The organism is Pseudoalteromonas sp. 19-MNA-CIBAN-0066, from assembly GCF_040308705.1.
Lineage (GTDB): Bacteria > Pseudomonadota > Gammaproteobacteria > Enterobacterales > Alteromonadaceae > Pseudoalteromonas > Pseudoalteromonas nigrifaciens.
Genome location: NZ_JBEONZ010000003.1, coordinates 118,950 through 136,397, shown reverse-complemented (window position 1 = coordinate 136,397; position 17,448 = coordinate 118,950). Strand labels below are relative to the sequence as shown.

Here is a 17,448-nt window from a genome sequence, read left to right as displayed (position 1 = left end):
GCCGCTAAAAAGCGGCTTTACGGGGATAATCAAAAACTAAGCTTATTTAAATTACTTGCCTTCTATAAGGCTACCACTGCCTATTTCAATTTTGCGTGGCTTAAGTGCTTCTGGTATTTCGCGTTCAAGGTTAATGCTCAATAAGCCATTTGCTAAATCGGCACCAAGTACTTTTACGTGATCCCCCAGCTGAAATTTACGCTCAAAGTTGCGCTCTGCAATACCTTGATGAATAAATTTACGCTCACTGGCTTGCTCTTTACCCGTTTTAATACCCGCAACAACTAGCGTGTTGTTTTCTGACTCTATGCTCAGCTCGCTTTCGCTAAAACCAGCAACTGCCATAGTAATTCGGTATTTGTCTTTATCGAGCGCTTCGATATTGTAAGGAGGAAAGCTTGGCTGCTTATCTGAACTTGCTGCCGCATCCATTAAAGACGCTAAATGATCGAAACCGATGAATGAACGATAAAGGGGTGATAAATCTACTGTACGCATAATAATATCCTCATATTTAAGCGATATTTCAGTTGTGCTTTTCTAATGAACAAACACAAATGAAGTTTAATTAATAATATAAATTTCAATTACTTCTGTTTAACAAGGACCCATCAGGCGTCCTCTACTTATCTATATATGGACGTTAAAATTGTTTTCAAGCAAATAACAAATAATTTTTTAAATTTACTCTTTTAAAATACACAACAAGGTCGTTAAACATAAATTACAATGGTAAAAATACCGCCTCAAGCGAGGCGGCTAAAACAGTGGAAAATATTTAAAGTGAATTACTTATCTTCGAGCAAATCATTGCCACCGATTGCTATTTTGCGCGGTTTTAACGCTTCAGGTATTTCACGTTGTAAATCTATGCTGAGTAAACCATGGGCTAAATCAGCAGCGATAACTCTGACGTGATCTCCTAACTGAAACTTACGCTCAAAATTGCGATCTGCAATGCCTTGGTGAATAAATTTACGCTCTTTACTATCGTCTTTACTTTGTTTAACCCCGCTAACTTTTAGGGTGTTATTTTCTGACTCGATTGTCAGTTCGCCATTGCTAAAACCAGCAACTGCCATAGTAATTCGGTATTTGTCTTTATCGAGCGCTTCGATATTGTAAGGAGGAAAGCTTGGCTGCTTATCTGAACTCGCTGCCGCATCCATTAAAGACGCTAAATGATCGAAACCGATGAATGAACGATAAAGGGGTGATAAATCTACTGTACGCATAATAATATCCTCATATTTAAGCGATATTTCAGTTGTGCTTTTCTAATGAACAAACACAAATGAAGTTTAATTAATAATATAAATTTCAATTACTTCTGTTTAACAAGGACCCATCAGGCGTCCTCTACTTATCTATATATGGACGTTAAAATTGTTTTCAAGCAAATAACAAATAATTTTTTAAATTCGCTCTTTTAAAATACACAACAAGGTCGTTAAACATAAATTACAATGGTAAAAATACCGCCTCAAGCGAGGCGGCTAAAACAGTGGAAAATATTTAAAGTGAATTACTTATCTTCGAGCAAATCATTGCCACCTATTGCTATTTTGCGCGGTTTTAACGCTTCAGGTATTTCACGTTGTAAATCTATGCTGAGTAAACCATGGGCTAAGTCAGCAGCGATAACTCTTACATGATCTCCTAACTGAAACTTACGCTCAAAATTGCGATCTGCAATGCCTTGGTGAATAAATTTACGCTCTTTACTATCGTCTTTACTTTGTTTAACCCCGCTAACTTTTAGGGTGTTATTTTCTGACTCGATTGTCAGTTCGCTATTGCTAAAACCAGCAACTGCCATAGTAATTCGGTATTTGTCTTTATCGAGCGCTTCGATATTGTAAGGAGGAAAGCTTGGCTGCTTATCTGAACTTGCTGCCGCATCCATTAAAGACGCTAAATGATCGAAACCGATGAATGAACGATAAAGGGGTGATAAATCTACTGTACGCATAATAATATCCTCATATTTAAGCGATATTTCAGTTGTGCTTTTCTAATGAACAAACACAAATGAAGTTTAATTAATAATATAAATTTCAATTACTTCTGTTTAACAAGGACCCATCAGGCGTCCTCTACTTATCTATATATGGACTGCAAAAGTGTTTTCAAGATGATTTTTCAAAAAATTATTTATTTTACTTTTAACACCACATTAAGCGCCCAATAACAGTAGCGATTATTTAAAAACGCTGATCCCTAAGGCATATCAATAAAAGCGAACAGCTTAATCGCTTGTTTGCTCTTTAATATTTAACTCAATTGGTTACACTAGTAGCAATTTAATTGAGGAGTTCACTATGTTAACTGTAATTTTTGGTCGTGAAGGCTGCCCATTTTGTGTTCGTGCTAAAGACGTAGCAGAACAACTATCAAATGAGCGTGATGATTTTAAATTTCGCTATATCGACATTATTAAAGAAGGCATAAGTAAAGAAGATCTTGAAAAGTCTGCCGGCAAACCTTGCCCAACAGTGCCGCAAATCTTTGTAGACCAAAAACACATTGGTGGTTTTACAGAGTTTGAGGCCTACGCCAAAGAGAATCTTGGACTTTATCAATAAGTTCTGTATCAAATATGTTAACCAGTTAAGTAATCTAGTTACTTAGCTGGTTAAATTTCGACCAACATCAATCACCTATAAATTAGTTGTAATTTCTACAAGCATTTACCGCATTTATCCTTTATAATGCGCGCCTCTTTAAATTCGTTGAGGCGTATTAATGTCAGAACCAGTCACGTTTGAATCTCTAAATCTTTCTCCTGCAATTTTGAAGGCAGTTGAAGAGTTGGGTTACAAGACACCATCTGAAATCCAAGCTCAATGTATACCGTTATTGCTAGAAAGAAAGGACGTACTGGGACTAGCTCAAACGGGTACAGGTAAAACCGCAGCATTTGCACTACCACTATTAAATAATATTGACCCGTCTGTGAAACAGCCACAGATCCTTGTACTCACACCAACCCGTGAGCTTGCGATCCAAGTTGCTGAGGCATTTGAACAATATGCTAAACATGTTCGTGGTATTGAAGTATTGGCACTTTATGGTGGCCAAAGCTACAGTATCCAACTAAGTGCACTTCGTCGTGGCGCGCAAGTTATCGTAGCTACTCCAGGTCGCTTAATCGATCATATTAACCGTGGCACTATCAAGTTTGATGCTCTACAAGCACTTGTACTTGATGAAGCCGATGAAATGTTACGTATGGGCTTTATCGATGATGTAGAAAGCATCATGGAAAAAACACCGCGCGAAAAGCAAACATGTCTTTTCTCTGCGACCATGCCTAAGCAAATTCAAAACATCAGCAGCAAGTATATGAACAATCCTGAACAGGTTCATATCTCTGCGCGTAACTCAACTGTATCATCAGTAGAGCAAGTGTTTTGGAATGCAAGCATTCATAAGAATAAAGCCATTGTTCGCTTTTTAGAAGCTGAGCAATATGAAGGCGCTATTGTTTTCGTACGTACGCGTAACGATACAGTACAACTTGCTGAATTATTAGAGCGCGAAGGTTTCTCTGCCGCTCCACTTAACGGTGACATGAACCAGCAAGCACGTGAACGCACAGTAGAGCGCTTAAAAAGCGGCATGCTAAATGTTGTTATTGCAACAGACGTAGCGGCACGTGGTCTAGATGTTGACCGTTTAAGTTTAGTTATCAACTACGATATTCCACAAGATTCTGAAGCCTACGTTCACCGTATCGGCCGTACAGGTCGTGCTGGTCGTACTGGTAAAGCAATCTTATTCGTAAAACATAACGAACGTTATTTACTTAAAAATATCATTCGTCATACGAATTCAGATATTGCACAAGTTGAATTACCAACAGCTAAAATTGTTGAAGAAAAACGTATCGAAGCGTTACAAGCCAAGTTAACACTTGCTCTTGAAAACAAAGATATTACTTTCTTTAATGAAGTAGCAGCAAACATGGCTCAAAAGCTTGAACTTTCTGCTGAAGACCTTGCTGGTGCGTTACTGTGTTTAGCACAGCAACAATCACCAATTAAGGTTGAAGAAGTTAAAATTCAACCTCGCGAACGTAACGAGCGCAATGATCGTAACCCACGTAGCAATGACCGTGGTGATCGTGGTCGTCGTAACGAACGTGGCGGTGAACGTGGTGGCGAGCGCGCTGAACGTAAACCTCGTGAGCGTAACAGCCGTGATGCAGGTCCTATGGATACATACCGTATCGAAGTAGGTCGTGAACATGGTGTTCAGGTTAAGAACATTGTTGGCGCTATTGCTAACGAAGCTGACATTTCAAGCAAGTTTATTGGTGATATTCGTCTACACGATAATCACAGCACGGTTCAATTACCGAAAAACATGCCTAAAGATGTACTTGATCATTTCCAAAAAGTGTTTATTTGTAAACGTCCTATGGGCTTAACAATCACTGCTGATCAAGGTCCTGCTGAGCCACGTGGCGAACGCTCTGAGCGTCCAGCTGGCGGCGAAAAACGCAGCTTTAATAAAGATGACAGCGCACGCGGTGATAAGCGCAGCGGTCCTCGTAAAGAACGTCGCCCAGTAAGCTTTACAACGCCGAAATAAGCAACGACTCTTTAATAAAAACCTTGCCACGTAAGTGAGCAAGGTTTTTTTGTGCCTAAAATAAAGCTCTAGGCTCTAGGCTCTAGGCTCTAGGCTCTAGGCTCTAGGCAAAAAATAATATTCCCCTGAGAAAATAAACCCGATATTTTATTTCTACCTCACAGCTAAATTCTCGCCTGCACACCCCTTTCTTATCTGCACTGCTCTATTACTTCTCTAAAGCGCAGTGTCTCCTATCCTCTTGGTGAATAACTCACTTAAAAGCATTTAAACAAAGAGCAGACAATCAGCAGTAAATGAGGAAGGCAATGCCATAGTAACTTTTAGCATTACTTTTATTAAGGTTACTTTATTCGGGGTACAGTGTTTGCCCTACGGTTAAATCTGATCTCTTAACACAAAAAAGCCCCACCAATTTCATGATGAGGCTTTTACTTTTATATTATCTATTTGTTTTACGTTAAGGCGCTAGCGCTGGGTAAACGTAGCTGGCATCAAGCCCTAGTGGGATACCAAGTGCCCAGTAACCTAATAAAAAGATACTCCAGCCAATCATAAAGGCGATTGAGTACGGTAGCATAATAGCAATTAAAGTGCCTATGCCGGTGCCTTTCACATACTTTTGACAGTACACCACCACTAATGGGAAATAGGGCATTAACGGTGTAATAATATTAGAGCTTGAGTCACCAACACGATAAGCCGCTTGAGTTAAGTCTGGCGAAATACCAAGTTGCATTAGCATAGGTACAAATATGGGGCCAAGTAATGCCCATTTTGCTGAACTTGAACCTACAAATAAGTTAACAAAGCCGGTTAAAAAGATAATTCCCACAACCGTTACTGCGCTTGGCAACTGCATTGCTTTTAATAACTGCGCGCCTTCGATTGCTAGCAATGCACCTAAGTTTGATTTACTAAATGCGGCAATAAATAACGAACAGAAAAATGCCATTACAATATAATATGCCATGCCGCTCATCGCTTTACTCATGGCATCTATCATGTCTTTAGAGGTTTTAAAGGTGCCTACGGTAAAGCCGTAAACCGCGCCGGGTATCCAAAATAATAAAAAGATTAACGGTACGATAGATTGCATTAATGGCGAGCTAAAATTAGTTAACGAGCCATCGCTGCTGCGCATTGCCGAGTTACTATCTGCCGATACATAAGCAAGTAACGCAAGGCCTGCAACCATAACTGAACTGGCAATTATAAATGCACGTTTTTCATCACTGCGGGCATCTTCAAATACGGGTAAATCTTCTTTAGCGCCATCTACCGCGGTTTTTTGTAAACGTGGTTCTATAATTTTATCGGTAATATACCAGCCTAATGCCACTATAAATAAGCTAGATGCTGAAGCAAATGCCCAGTTATTTAACGGGTTAATTGTCATTGCAGGATTAATTATTTGCGCCGCACTTTGGGTAAAACTTTGTAGCAATGGGTCGATACCCGATGGAATAAAGTTAGCCCCAAAACCACCACTCACACCCGCAAATGCAGCAGCAATACCCGCAAGCGGATGGCGCCCTGCAGCATAAAATATAACCCCAGCTAGTGGAATAACTAATACATAACCTGCATCAGTTGCGGTATGGCTTACAATGGCCACTAAAATAATTGAAGGCGTTAATAACTTTTTAGGCGTCACTTTAAGCATTAACTTAAGGCCGGTATTAATAAAGCCCGAATGCTCTGCAACCCCCACACCTAACATAGCCACTAACACTACGCCTAAGGGTGCAAAGCCGGTAAAGGTTTTTACCATAGAGGATAAAAAGGTGGCGAGCGAATCACTTGCTAGCATATTATTGATAATAATGGCTTCGCCGGTACGTGGATCTATTGCATCAAAGCTTACGCCTGAAAACCACCACGACAAAAACCAAATTAGTAACATGGCAAACAAAAATATAATGGCCGGATCAGGAAGCTTATTACCTACCCGTTCAACAAAATTTAAAAATCGTGCAATTAAACCAGTTGGCACTGCACTTTGGTTATTATTCATTCTTTAAAGCTCTCTAAATCATATTTTCAATAACCATATCCTATCTTTACACAACAGTAAATTAACCTGAGGCTAACTCCCTCATATCAATACTTTTAAACAAAAAAAACGCGATAAGCCAGTAGCGTATCGCGTTTAAATTAGTTTTAGCCTAGGTTTACTCAGGCCAATGCTTTTACTTCTTCCCACAAACGAGCAACAAGGGTTTTGTCATCTTCATTAAGTTCACCATTATGATAAGCTTTCACTAAGCTTTGCTCTACGGTTTCGTTAAGTTCATCTGTGCTAATAGTTAGCTTTTCTACTTGCGCATACCCTACTGCTAAGTCAAAGTGACCTCGCAAATAGCCTCCTGCAAATAATTCATCATCGGTGGCTTTAATCACTAAATCATCAAAATAGTGTTGGGCTGCATCAATATAGTTTACTAAACTCATTTATTCTGTCTCCTGGTTTTGCAATGGGTATTAATACCCTACTGCATACATAATGTGGTCGTTAAATCCGCATGTAACTTTAATATAACCGGTTAGTTCATCATCTAAACTGCTATCGCCGGTGTCACAAATAAGTGGGCGGCCATTTAAAGCCTGCAATTTTGTTTTTGTAGCTATTACTATAATGTTATTAGTGCCAATAGCGCGAATAAGCGCGGGGCTAAGCTGTTGATTACCACGACCAAAAATATGTCCTTGGCCGCCAATTAAGGTGATCACTAATTTAGTTTTTTGACCTTGCGTATGCTCAAGTAATTGCGCTGCGGTTAGGTCTTGCGCTATAAGGGTTTGATCTTTAACTAAATCGACACCTAAGAGTGTATTTTCTAACCCCATTTCTTCCATTACTGCAGCAACGGTTGAGCCACTGCCCATAATGTAAAAAGTGTCCTCATCCATTTCACTCACCACATAGGCGGCAATATCTACAAGCACTAACTCGTCGGTTTCTTTACCGCCATTTTTAACCGCTTGCATGTAACGCACTTCGCTTGGTACTTGCATTTCGCCATAACGTTTAGCTTTAACTGTGCCTTGTCTAAATGCCTCTTCGTCAATGTCCATTACATCGGCGTCACCTAAGGTAACTAAATCGCCTTTTACCAGCATTTCGACTACACGCCCTGCTGCTTTTGGCGTGATTGCATATACCCCTGAATGTATTTTGCAGCCAGCAGGAATACCCAGTACGGGTATTGTGTCCTCAACAGCATGGCAAATATTACGCGCTGTGCCGTCGCCTCCAGCAAATAAAACTAAATCTACACCTAGCTCTTTAAGTGCTTTTACAGCCTGCTCTGTGTCGTTGGCTGTGGTTATAGCATTGCTGTTATATATTACTTGCACCTTAAAGCCGAGTGCTTTAGCACAGTGCTCGCCCATATCGCCATTTACTGTATAAATAGTTAATTGGTTTTTATAAGGCAGTAATACTTCAAGTGCGGCTTTTGTACGACTATTAGCTTTAGGCTGAGCGCCAAGTGCTAGCGCTTTTGCTGCAGTTGCTGCGCCATCGCTACCTTTTAACGCTACAGTGCCGCCTAAACCCGCTAGCGGGTTTATAATTAAACCTAACTTAAACTGCATCCTTGGGCTCCTTGGGATGTTGCCAATTAAATTGCTGTGCACTCATTGGCCATGGCGTATTATAAAAATGGCTTAGTGCTTTTAGCAATGCCTCGGTACGGGAGTTAAAACCGTTATTAATAAGTGTTAAAACTTGTTGGTGTACTCGCTGCTGAAAATCAAAACGACACGTTTGCTCGCCATTTAAATTATCTACCGACACATTAAATTCAAAACCTGCGGCGGTACTCAATAGCCACTCAATGGCTTGCGGTTTTATTTCTACATTTTCAAATTCGGCTTGTTTTTGCTTATCGCGGCCGTCGGGGCAATACCAATAGCCGTAATCTTCAAGTAAACGGCGCTTATCTCCCGCCACCAGCCAATGTGCTATTTCGTGCAGGGCACTGGCGTAAAAGCCATGAGCAAACACAATTTGGTGATACGGCGTTTTATCACAGCTAGGAATATAAATAGGTTCGTGCTCGCCTTTAACCAGCCGCGTATTATAGCTTTGGTCAAAAGTGGCTGCAAAAATAGAAATTAAATCAGCAATTTTATGCATAAAAGTTTAATTACTTACTCTGAATATAGGGCTTACTGCTCATTATATTAAAAATGTGCGCGCTAAAAACGAGGTGAATTGTACGGGCTTTCGCAGCGAATGTAAAAAATTGGATAGCGGGTTAATACTTCCATGTAACGGCGTTTTATAAAGCCCGTGGGGCTTGCTAATAATAGCTATATAAGGTGCTGTCAAATAGCTGGTATTTATACTGTTTGGCGTATTTACTGCTTGAGCAATAACCCTTACCATCACTATAACGACAGAGCTGCTTAATGAAATACTAAAATTATGTTTAAACTAATGAGTATAAAAAAGGTTAAATTTTTATTTATTGCCCTGCTTGGGCTTATGGGTGTATCACTGCCTGCTGTTGCAAAAAACATCAGTATTAATGTGTTTGCTATTCCTTCGCAACCAATCATTACTTTAATGGCGCAAACCAGTGATGTATTAAAACAAGCGGGTATGGTTAGCTTTTACGATAAAGGCATGCCGGTACACGCTACTTTATATTTAACTGACTTTGCGCCCGGTACAGAGGAGGCAATTAAACTTGCGGTAAAAAACATCGTAGCGCAACAGCAACCATTTCCCATAACCGCTGAAGGCTTTAGCGTAACTAAAAGTAATTGGGCTTTTATTAATTTACAGCCGTCGCGCCAATTACAAAGACTATCTGACGAGATAACACTTGCTATTGAACCGCTGCGCGAGCGAAATGTTACTGTGCCTACTTGGGTTAAAAACTACCCCAACAAGTTAACTGCATTTAAGCGCTACGGCAGCCCTAATGTTTTTCAAAACTTTCAGCCACATTTAACATTATTAGCTAACGAGAAAAGCCCTCAACTGGCTGTTATAAATAAACAAATACAGGATAACCCACCTAAAGCACAGGGGCAAATAATAGGTGTAGGTATAGGGATTTCAGATCAGTTTGGTCAACAAAAGCAGGTTATTGCAGAGTACTTTTTTAACAAGGGTAAAAGCTAAATTGCTTTATTACTTTTGCTGCGCTAAGTATTTTTTTAGTAGCTGGGTATTTCGGGTGTTTGCTTTAAAGTAAGCATCAAAAATATCGCCTACTATGGGTAGTAAACCGCCCACAAAGTCGATAAGCATATTAGCTAATATACGTAGTTTTATAGTCCAGCTAACACCTAAGCGCTGCGCTTCAATTAATACATAAGCAGATAAAATAAAACCGGCCATATCACCGGCAACGGGCAATAAACCAATAATCGCATCGGCACCAACTTTAAAGTTAGTAAAAGGAATTTTTAAACTGCTGTCGGTAATGAAGCTAAAACGCTCCAGCCTTTTCAGTACAGCTTGTTGCTGAGCCTTTACGTTATTTGTCATTGTCACATTTAGCTCCCTCAAACCTGTTTAATTAACTTTAGTTAAAAAGTTGAACTTGCACTGATAAACAAATACAAAAAACGCGGATCGCCCGCGTTTTTATTATCTACTTAATGTAACTGCAATTATACCGAACCGGGTATCGGCCCATGCTCGTGGTGTACATGTGGGTTTTGTCCACGTTGACGTAGCAAATGATCCATTAAAGTAATGGCCATCATCGCCTCAGCAATTGGTACAGCACGAATACCTACACACGGATCGTGACGACCTTTGGTGATCATCTCAACCGCTTCGTTTTCAGTATTTATACTGTTACCCGGTATGGTAATGCTTGAGGTAGGTTTTAGCGCAATAGAAGCAATAATATCTTGCCCCGTAGAAATACCGGCTAATACGCCGCCCGCATGGTTAGAGGTAAACCCTTGTGGTGTTAGTTCATCGCGGTGCTCTGAGCCTTTTTGCTCAATTACATCAAAGCCGTCGCCAATTTCAACACCTTTAACCGCGTTAATGCTCATTAACGAATGCGCAAGTTCGGCGTCAAGGCGGTCAAATACTGGCTCACCAAGGCCTACAGGTACATTACTTGCCACTACTTTTACTTTTGCGCCTACTGAGTCACCTTGCTTTTTAAGGCCGCGCATATATTCATCAAGCGCTTCTAACTTGCTCACATCAGGAAAAAAGAATAAGTTGTTTTCAACTTCGTTCCAATCAAAAACGTCTGCTTTAATTGGCCCTAACTGACTTAAGCAGGCTTTTATTTCGATACCATGAAATTGTTTTAAATATTTTTTAGCAATAGAGCCCGCAGCAACACGAATTGCCGTTTCGCGCGCTGATGAGCGACCACCACCGCGATAATCGCGCAGGCCGTATTTATGCCAATAGGTGTAATCGCCATGACCTGGGCGAAACACATCTTTAATTTTGCCGTAATCTTTTGAGCGTTGATCGGTGTTTTCAATAAGTAAACCTATGCTAGTACCTGTGGTTTTACCTTCAAATACGCCTGAAAGAATTTTTATCTGATCGTCTTCACGGCGCTGCGTGGTATAACGACTTTGCCCCGGTTTACGACGGTCTAAATCTATTTGTAGGTCGGCCTCGGTGATTTCAAGACCTGCTGGTGTACCATCAACAACGCCGCCTAATGCAACGCCGTGGCTCTCACCAAAAGTAGACACTTTAAATAACTGTCCAATGCTATTACCTGCCATTACTTTTCCTCATTCCTAATGACTACCAATAGCCGAGCTTTACACTCGGCTATTTACTTATATCAATTTATATTCAAATACATATTCTATAAATGATATTGATTTTTATTGTGCAAAATACTCATCAAGTTGCTGTTTGCTAATAACAAACACACCTAAACCACCTTGTTCAAACTCAACCCATTCAAATGGCGCACCCGGATACAATGCATCCATATGTACCATAGAGTTACCTACCTCTACAAACAATAAGCCGTTTGCAGTAAGGTGCTTACTTGCTTCGCTTAATATAGTGCGGGTTACGTCTAGGCCGTCGTGGCCTGAAGCCAAACCAAGTTCTGGTTCATGATGAAACTCACGCGGTAAGTCGGCCATGTCCTCAGCATCAACGTACGGCGGGTTAGCTATGATCAGGTCGTATGTTTGCCCTGGTACACCACTAAACACATCTGACTGAATTGGCAATACTCGTTCACTTAACTGGTAGTCTGTAATATTTATGTCGGCTACTTCTAGAGCTTCATAAGAAATATCAACCGCATCTACCTGCGCATTTTCAAACGCTTGTGCAAGTGCAATCGCGATACAACCAGAACCCGTACATAAATCTAAAATACGCTTAACCGACTCAGGCTCTTCAAGCCAAGGGGTAAAGCGGTTATTAATTAACTCTGCAAATGGCGAACGTGGAATAAGCACGCGCTCGTCTACATAAAATGGCATATTCGCAAACCAAGCAATGTTGGTTAAATACGGCACTGGGGTAAAATCGTTAATACGCTCAGCAATTAAGCCCGCTAAGCTGTTTTTTTCTGTACTCGTTAAACGCGCATGCATTAATTCTTTCGGCGCATCTATTGGTAAGCTTAATGCGGGTAATAATAAATTTACCGCTTCGTCCCACGCATTATCAGTACCGTGACCAAAAAAAATACCACTGCTGGCAAATTGGCTTGTAGTCCAACGTAACCAGTCGTGTAAGGTTGAAAGTTCTGCTACAGCTTCTTCTAGCGTTGCTTCTTCTATTTGTAATTCACTCATGTGTATTGCCTGCCTGCTACTTTCAAAATTATTAATTCAATCGAGGCCACAATCGCCTCCCGATTGCCCTATTGTAACGCCTTTTATCTCGATTTTTACCCTTTTTTTGTTTAGACTGCCGCTATGAAAAAAGATCCTTATTCAAACAGCCCAATTAGCAATGATGACATTGACATGTTTCGTCAAAGTATCACTGGTGCGCGCGTTTTTAAACAAGACACTCACCGCTTTACTAATAAGCCTAAAGTGTCACAAGCAAAGCAGTTTGCCCAGCAAAAAAAGCAACAACAGTCAGAATTCTTCTTTTCGGATGAATATATACCTGATATTGATACCAATGGTACGGTTAATTATGTACAAGATGGCCAAGACCGCTTTTTAGCTAAGCAACTACGCCGTGGTGACTTTGTTCCAGATTTAACCCTAGATTTGCATGGCTTAAATAAAGAGTCTGCAAAAGATGAGCTAGCTGGTTTGATCCACGAATGCAAAAAGAAACATTACTATTGTGCATGCATAATTCATGGCATTGGTGGGCATATACTCAGGCACAAAGTACCGCAGTATTTAGTACAACACCCTGACGTAATTGCAATGCACCAAGCACCGCTTGAATATGGTGGTAAAGGCGCTGTACTTATTTTAATTAATTTACCGCAAAGTGATGAGTTTAGGCGTTAAATAACCACAGCTCTGGTTAAATACTATTTAAGGCGATATTAGTGTCTATTTTTTCAATTATATTTCCGCTGGTATTTATTGTTACTGCTGGTTTTATTAGCACTAAGTCACAATTTTTAGAACAACAACATATAACTGGTATTAGTAAATTTACCTTTTATATTAGTATCCCCGCTTTTTTATTTTTAAATATGGCGCAAGCTAACTTACACAATAGTGTGAGCTTAAATGGCTTTTTAAGTTTTTATATTGCGGTTGTGGGTGTTTTTATAATTGGCGCTTTAATAGACCGATTTTTAATTACTAAGCACAGTGATTATCAACGCCATAGCGTATTTGCTCTTGGTAGTAGCTATTCAAATACCGTACTGGTTGGCTTACCAATAATTATTGCAGCAATTGGCCGTGAAATGGTTGGTATAGTATTTATGATTATCACTTTTCATAGTGCATTGTTATTTACTCTCACCTTTTTAGTGAGTGCCAAAAGCGAAAAAAGTGCGTTTTCGTGGCAACAATTTGCCAAAAACATGCTGTTAAACCCTGTGGTACTTAGCATTAGCCTAGGGTTATTGGCTAATGTTTTAGGCCTTACATTGCCACTGGATATTATTAATGGCTTAGATTTACTCTCACAACCCGCTATTGGCTGCGCACTATTTGTGTTGGGAGCTAATTTAGCATTTTATAAAATAAGCCAAAACTGGCAACCCGCGCTAATCGCCACATTATTAAAGCTAGTATTGCTACCCTGCTTAGTATTATTGTTAGGCCGATTTGTGTTTATGCTAGAGGCGCAACTACTCAACGTACTTATATTATTAAGTGCATCGCCTTTAGGTGTTAATGCCTACCTTATTGCTAATCAAATAAAACAACACCAAGCAACGCTTGCCAGCACTGTGGTTATGTCGACCGTTTTAAGTGGTATAAGCTTTACGCTTTGGCTGGCATTTTTATTATAGAGCCTTGATTAGCTAATCAGCTAACTCATTGCATTACACGTTACCCGGAGCATGAATGCTAAGGTATTCGCTGCGCTGGGTTTGCTCATTATAATTAATTACGGCAACTGCACCGGTATTAAAAATAGGCATATGGCCCACACATAACTGATCAACCAAATAACTTACTATGGGCATGTGCGCCACTACTAGCCAAGTATTACACGCAGGATGCGCCGCTATTAACGTTTCGATGTAATCGGCTGCAATTTGCGGTTTACCTTCAGGTATAATGTCTTTGCAGGTTTCGCTAAATTTAAACGTGTTATTTTTAGCAACCCCTTTTGCTGTTTGTTGAGCTCTAATGTAAGGACTAACTAACAGCGCATCGGGTGCATAGTTTTTTGCCAGCCACAGCCCCATTTTTTCAGCTTCAATATGACCCTTTTGGGTTAACTGTCTCGCTGCATCATCGGCCTGCATTGGCGTTGCTTCGCCGTGGCGCATTATTAAGATTGTTTTCATAATAAATCAACCAATTAAAGAATATAAAACAGTAGCCAATTTGCCCGTTCTTCCGCTATATTAACAAGGTAACACTATTTATTTCTTAAATAGTTCTGTCATGGTATTCAGGTAAATCTTATCGCTGTATTTCTCTGTCCTGAAGTTATCATCTGTTGTTAACAAGTAAACATTTAGTTTCAGGAGCATCATTTGAATATCAGTCGCAATGATAACAGAGCCTACCGCGCTCTAACACTGGACAATGGTCTAAAAGTACTCTTAGTGCAAGATAAAGATGCAACAAAAGCCGCTGCGTCTATGGCTGTTAATGCTGGACATTTTGACGACCCTGTTGATAGGCAAGGCTTAGCACACTTTTTAGAGCACATGCTATTTTTAGGCACAGATCAATTTCCTGACTCAGGTAGCTTTAATAATTTTGTATCACAAGCGGGCGGCAATACCAATGCCTGGACCGGAACTGAGCACACTTGCTACTTTTTTGACATTAATAATCAAGAATTTGAACATGCGCTAAAGCAATTTAGCCGGTTTTTTATTGCGCCATTATTAAATGCTGCAGAAACAGAAAAAGAACGTAACGCGATAGAAGCAGAATTTAAATTAAAAATTAAAGACGACGGCCGTCGTATATACCAAGTACATAAAGAAACGGTTAATCCGGCTCACCCTTTTGCTAAATTTTCGGTAGGTAATTTACAAACATTAGCCGACAGAGAGCGCTGCATTAGCGACGAGCTAAGAGACTTTTTTAAGCAGTTTTATCAAGCTCAATACATGACTTTGGTCATATGCGCTAATGAGGAGCTCGACACTCTCCAAGCATGGACAAAACAATACTTTACTGCGGTTTGTGGTAACGCCAAGCAACCAAAACCCGCAATTAGTGCGCCGCTATACCGAGCGCAAGACCTAGGAAAACTGCTGCACATTGAACCTCATAAGCATATGCAAAAGCTTATAGTGAGCTTTGCAATGCCTAATATTGATGACTTTTATCGTCACAAAACAGTGAGCTTTATTGCACACTTACTCGGTTATGAAGGTGCGGGCTCCTTATACTCTATTTTAAAACAGCAAGGCTGGATAAATGCACTTTCTGCCGGGGGTGGCATTAATGGCAGTAATTTTAAAGACTTTAATATTAGTATGGCACTAACGGATGAAGGTATTGAATACTTTGAAGATATTATTGAAATGATCTTTGAGTATATTTGCCTTATTAATAACAATATTGAACAGCTACCGCGCTTATACCAAGATAAAAAGAAGCTATTGCAAATTGCCTTCGATAACCAAGAACAATCGCGCTTAATAGACTGGGTAAGTAACTTAAGCATTAATATGCAACATTACGATCAGCCTAACTACTTACAAGGCGACTATTTAATGGAAGGCTTTAAACACGCCACCCATGAAATGGCCATGCAATGGTTAAAGCCACACAATATGCGCTTGGTACTTATTCACCCCGGGGTTGAGCCTCAACATAAAGCAGCTTGGTATAATACACCTTACAAGGTTGAAAAAATTTCGACTAGTTGGCTCGATGCACTAAGTAACATTAATAAACCACTCAATGAAATGCGCTTACCTGTTGTTAATCCTTATTTAACCAAAGACGTTGAGCTGTTTGATATAATTGAGCCACAAACAAAACCTGAGCTAATAGTCACAGAGCCTGGTTTTGATTTTTGGTTTAAACAAGACAACACCTTTCGCGTTGCCAAAGGTCATTTTTACTTGGCAATGGACTCAGACTTTGCAATAAAAGATGTAAAGCACATGGCACTCACCCGCCTCTTTTCTGATTTATTTATGGATAGCGTTAGCGAGCAATTTTACCCTGCCGAACTTGCAGGACTTAGTTATCACTTAACGTCTCATCAAGGTGGGTTAACACTACATACAGCGGGGCTCTCATCAAGCCAGTTAGAGCTGGTTGATGAACTCATTGATGCTTTATTTAACGTAGAAATTTGCTCTAAACGTTTTGCCGAGTATAAAAAGCAATTAGTAAGGCATTGGCGTAACAGTAATCAAAATAAGCCCGTAGGTGAGCTGTTTAGCATGTTAGGCGCAAAAATAATGCCGTGGAATCCACAGCCAGACGAGTTGGCTGACGCATTAAAAAACACGTGTTTTCAGCAGTTTAATGAATTTAGACAAGACTTTTTTAAAGCCCTGCATGTAGAGTCATTTTTACATGGTAACTGGCAACAAGCTGATGCTATTAGCTTTCAGAAAAAAGTAGCCGCGCATTTAAAAAGCGCCGCTGTAATAGCCGATTTAACACGACCATTATTTGAAATTAAAAAAGTAACGCGCTTTGAGTTAACGCTGCCTTGTAGTGATCACGCTATGCTTATTTATTATCAAGCGCAAACCGACTGTGTAAGTGAAAAAGTAAAAATGATGGCGCTAAATCATCTAATCAATCAAGACTACTTTAACGAACTGCGCACCACGCAACAGTTAGGCTATTTGGTTGGTGCCGGTTACGCGCCTTTTAATACCCGCGCAGGCATTGTTTTTTATGTGCAATCACCCAAGTTTGAAGCCAAAACAATACTGCAGCGCCATAATAACTTTATTCATGACTATTTAACCAATATCGATAATTTAACCCCGCAAGATTGGTTACAACAAAAGCACGGCCTAACCACGCATATAGCCGAAGCAGATAAAAACCTGCGACTGCGCTCGCAACGATTATGGTTAGCTATTGGTAATCGTGATCACAAGTTTCATATGCAACAACGCTTGCTTGATGCATTAAATGCATTAACCCTTGCAGATATAAAAGCATACGCGCTAAGCCTTTTTAATGAAAATAGACCTAGGTATGAATTTTTAAGCTCTGCAAAGCCTAATAAAGCGCATAATCAGGTCCTTTACTCGCATTCTCTTTGACAGTGAGTAACGC

At 40.0% G+C, this 17,448-nt stretch carries 17 protein-coding genes; 6 read left to right on the top strand and 11 right to left on the bottom strand.

Annotated features, from left to right (window positions below; genetic code table 11):
* Positions 1-51: 51 nt before the first annotated feature.
* The 3 genes from AAEZ18_RS03415 to AAEZ18_RS03405 form a co-directional block, all read right to left on the bottom strand.
* Positions 52-498, bottom strand: a complete 447-nt coding sequence (locus AAEZ18_RS03415) for an Hsp20 family protein (RefSeq protein WP_011327682.1) — start codon at positions 496-498, stop codon at positions 52-54.
* A 290-nt stretch (positions 499-788) separates the two neighbouring features.
* Complete coding sequence (locus AAEZ18_RS03410; RefSeq protein WP_350593803.1) at positions 789-1,235, bottom strand: Hsp20 family protein; 447 nt, start codon at positions 1,233-1,235, stop codon at positions 789-791.
* Between the two features lie 290 nt (positions 1,236-1,525).
* The gene (locus AAEZ18_RS03405; protein ID WP_011327681.1) at positions 1,526-1,972 is read right to left on the bottom strand and encodes an Hsp20 family protein; all 447 of its coding nucleotides are present in this window, start codon (positions 1,970-1,972) and stop codon (positions 1,526-1,528) included.
* A gap of 349 nt (positions 1,973-2,321) precedes the next feature.
* On the opposite strand from AAEZ18_RS03405, the gene AAEZ18_RS03400 reads away from it, so the two are divergent.
* Positions 2,322-2,585 carry a GrxA family glutaredoxin gene (locus AAEZ18_RS03400; protein WP_011327680.1) on the top strand — a complete coding sequence of 88 codons (264 nt, stop codon included), beginning with the start codon at positions 2,322-2,324 and terminating at the stop codon, positions 2,583-2,585.
* Positions 2,586-2,745: 160 nt separating this feature from the next.
* Positions 2,746-4,596 carry a DEAD/DEAH box helicase gene (locus AAEZ18_RS03395; RefSeq protein WP_011327679.1) on the top strand — a complete coding sequence of 617 codons (1,851 nt, stop codon included), beginning with the start codon at positions 2,746-2,748 and terminating at the stop codon, positions 4,594-4,596.
* A 460-nt stretch (positions 4,597-5,056) separates the two neighbouring features.
* On the opposite strand, the gene AAEZ18_RS03390 is transcribed toward AAEZ18_RS03395, so the two are convergent.
* The 4 genes from AAEZ18_RS03390 to AAEZ18_RS03375 all read right to left on the bottom strand — a co-directional run bounded on the left by AAEZ18_RS03390 (position 5,057) and on the right by AAEZ18_RS03375 (position 8,740).
* On the bottom strand, positions 5,057-6,613 hold the full coding sequence (locus AAEZ18_RS03390) for an AbgT family transporter (RefSeq protein ID WP_011327678.1): 1,557 nt from the start codon (positions 6,611-6,613) through the stop codon (positions 5,057-5,059).
* Between the two features lie 161 nt (positions 6,614-6,774).
* Positions 6,775-7,050, bottom strand: coding sequence for a YfcL family protein (locus AAEZ18_RS03385; protein ID WP_011327677.1), 276 nt, complete (start codon positions 7,048-7,050; stop codon positions 6,775-6,777).
* 30 nt (positions 7,051-7,080) lie between these two features.
* The gene (locus AAEZ18_RS03380) at positions 7,081-8,196 is read right to left on the bottom strand and encodes an ATP-NAD kinase family protein (protein ID WP_182684501.1); all 1,116 of its coding nucleotides are present in this window, start codon (positions 8,194-8,196) and stop codon (positions 7,081-7,083) included.
* A complete protein-coding gene (locus AAEZ18_RS03375; RefSeq protein ID WP_309216975.1) occupies positions 8,186-8,740 on the bottom strand; it encodes an elongation factor P hydroxylase in 555 nt (184 codons plus the stop codon). The genes AAEZ18_RS03380 and AAEZ18_RS03375 overlap by 11 nt, the downstream gene beginning before the upstream one ends.
* A 303-nt stretch (positions 8,741-9,043) precedes the next feature.
* Here AAEZ18_RS03375 and AAEZ18_RS03370 point away from each other — a divergent pair, with 303 nt between their 5' ends.
* Complete coding sequence (locus tag AAEZ18_RS03370) at positions 9,044-9,736, top strand: 2'-5' RNA ligase family protein (protein ID WP_350593806.1); 693 nt, start codon at positions 9,044-9,046, stop codon at positions 9,734-9,736.
* 9 nt (positions 9,737-9,745) lie between these two features.
* Here AAEZ18_RS03370 and AAEZ18_RS03365 read toward each other — a convergent pair whose 3' ends face one another.
* The 3 genes from AAEZ18_RS03365 to prmB all read right to left on the bottom strand — a co-directional run bounded on the left by AAEZ18_RS03365 (position 9,746) and on the right by prmB (position 12,369).
* Positions 9,746-10,105 carry a DUF4112 domain-containing protein gene (locus AAEZ18_RS03365; RefSeq protein WP_182679218.1) on the bottom strand — a complete coding sequence of 120 codons (360 nt, stop codon included), beginning with the start codon at positions 10,103-10,105 and terminating at the stop codon, positions 9,746-9,748.
* A 125-nt stretch (positions 10,106-10,230) separates the two neighbouring features.
* Positions 10,231-11,328, bottom strand: a complete 1,098-nt coding sequence (aroC, locus tag AAEZ18_RS03360) for a chorismate synthase (RefSeq protein ID WP_086998304.1) — start codon at positions 11,326-11,328, stop codon at positions 10,231-10,233.
* 105 nt (positions 11,329-11,433) lie between these two features.
* On the bottom strand, positions 11,434-12,369 hold the full coding sequence (gene prmB / locus AAEZ18_RS03355; protein WP_011327671.1) for a 50S ribosomal protein L3 N(5)-glutamine methyltransferase: 936 nt from the start codon (positions 12,367-12,369) through the stop codon (positions 11,434-11,436).
* Positions 12,370-12,492: 123 nt separating this feature from the next.
* Here prmB and smrB point away from each other — a divergent pair, with 123 nt between their 5' ends.
* Positions 12,493-13,050, top strand: coding sequence for an endonuclease SmrB (gene smrB, locus AAEZ18_RS03350; RefSeq protein WP_041454372.1), 558 nt, complete (start codon positions 12,493-12,495; stop codon positions 13,048-13,050).
* A gap of 41 nt (positions 13,051-13,091) precedes the next feature.
* A complete protein-coding gene (locus AAEZ18_RS03345) occupies positions 13,092-14,015 on the top strand; it encodes an AEC family transporter (RefSeq protein ID WP_339685615.1) in 924 nt (307 codons plus the stop codon).
* A gap of 33 nt (positions 14,016-14,048) precedes the next feature.
* On the opposite strand, the gene sixA is transcribed toward AAEZ18_RS03345, so the two are convergent.
* The gene (gene sixA, locus AAEZ18_RS03340) at positions 14,049-14,519 is read right to left on the bottom strand and encodes a phosphohistidine phosphatase SixA (RefSeq protein WP_086998294.1); all 471 of its coding nucleotides are present in this window, start codon (positions 14,517-14,519) and stop codon (positions 14,049-14,051) included.
* Between the two features lie 192 nt (positions 14,520-14,711).
* Here sixA and AAEZ18_RS03335 point away from each other — a divergent pair, with 192 nt between their 5' ends.
* Positions 14,712-17,435 carry an insulinase family protein gene (locus tag AAEZ18_RS03335; RefSeq protein WP_339685618.1) on the top strand — a complete coding sequence of 908 codons (2,724 nt, stop codon included), beginning with the start codon at positions 14,712-14,714 and terminating at the stop codon, positions 17,433-17,435.
* The last annotated feature ends 13 nt before the right edge of the window (positions 17,436-17,448 follow it).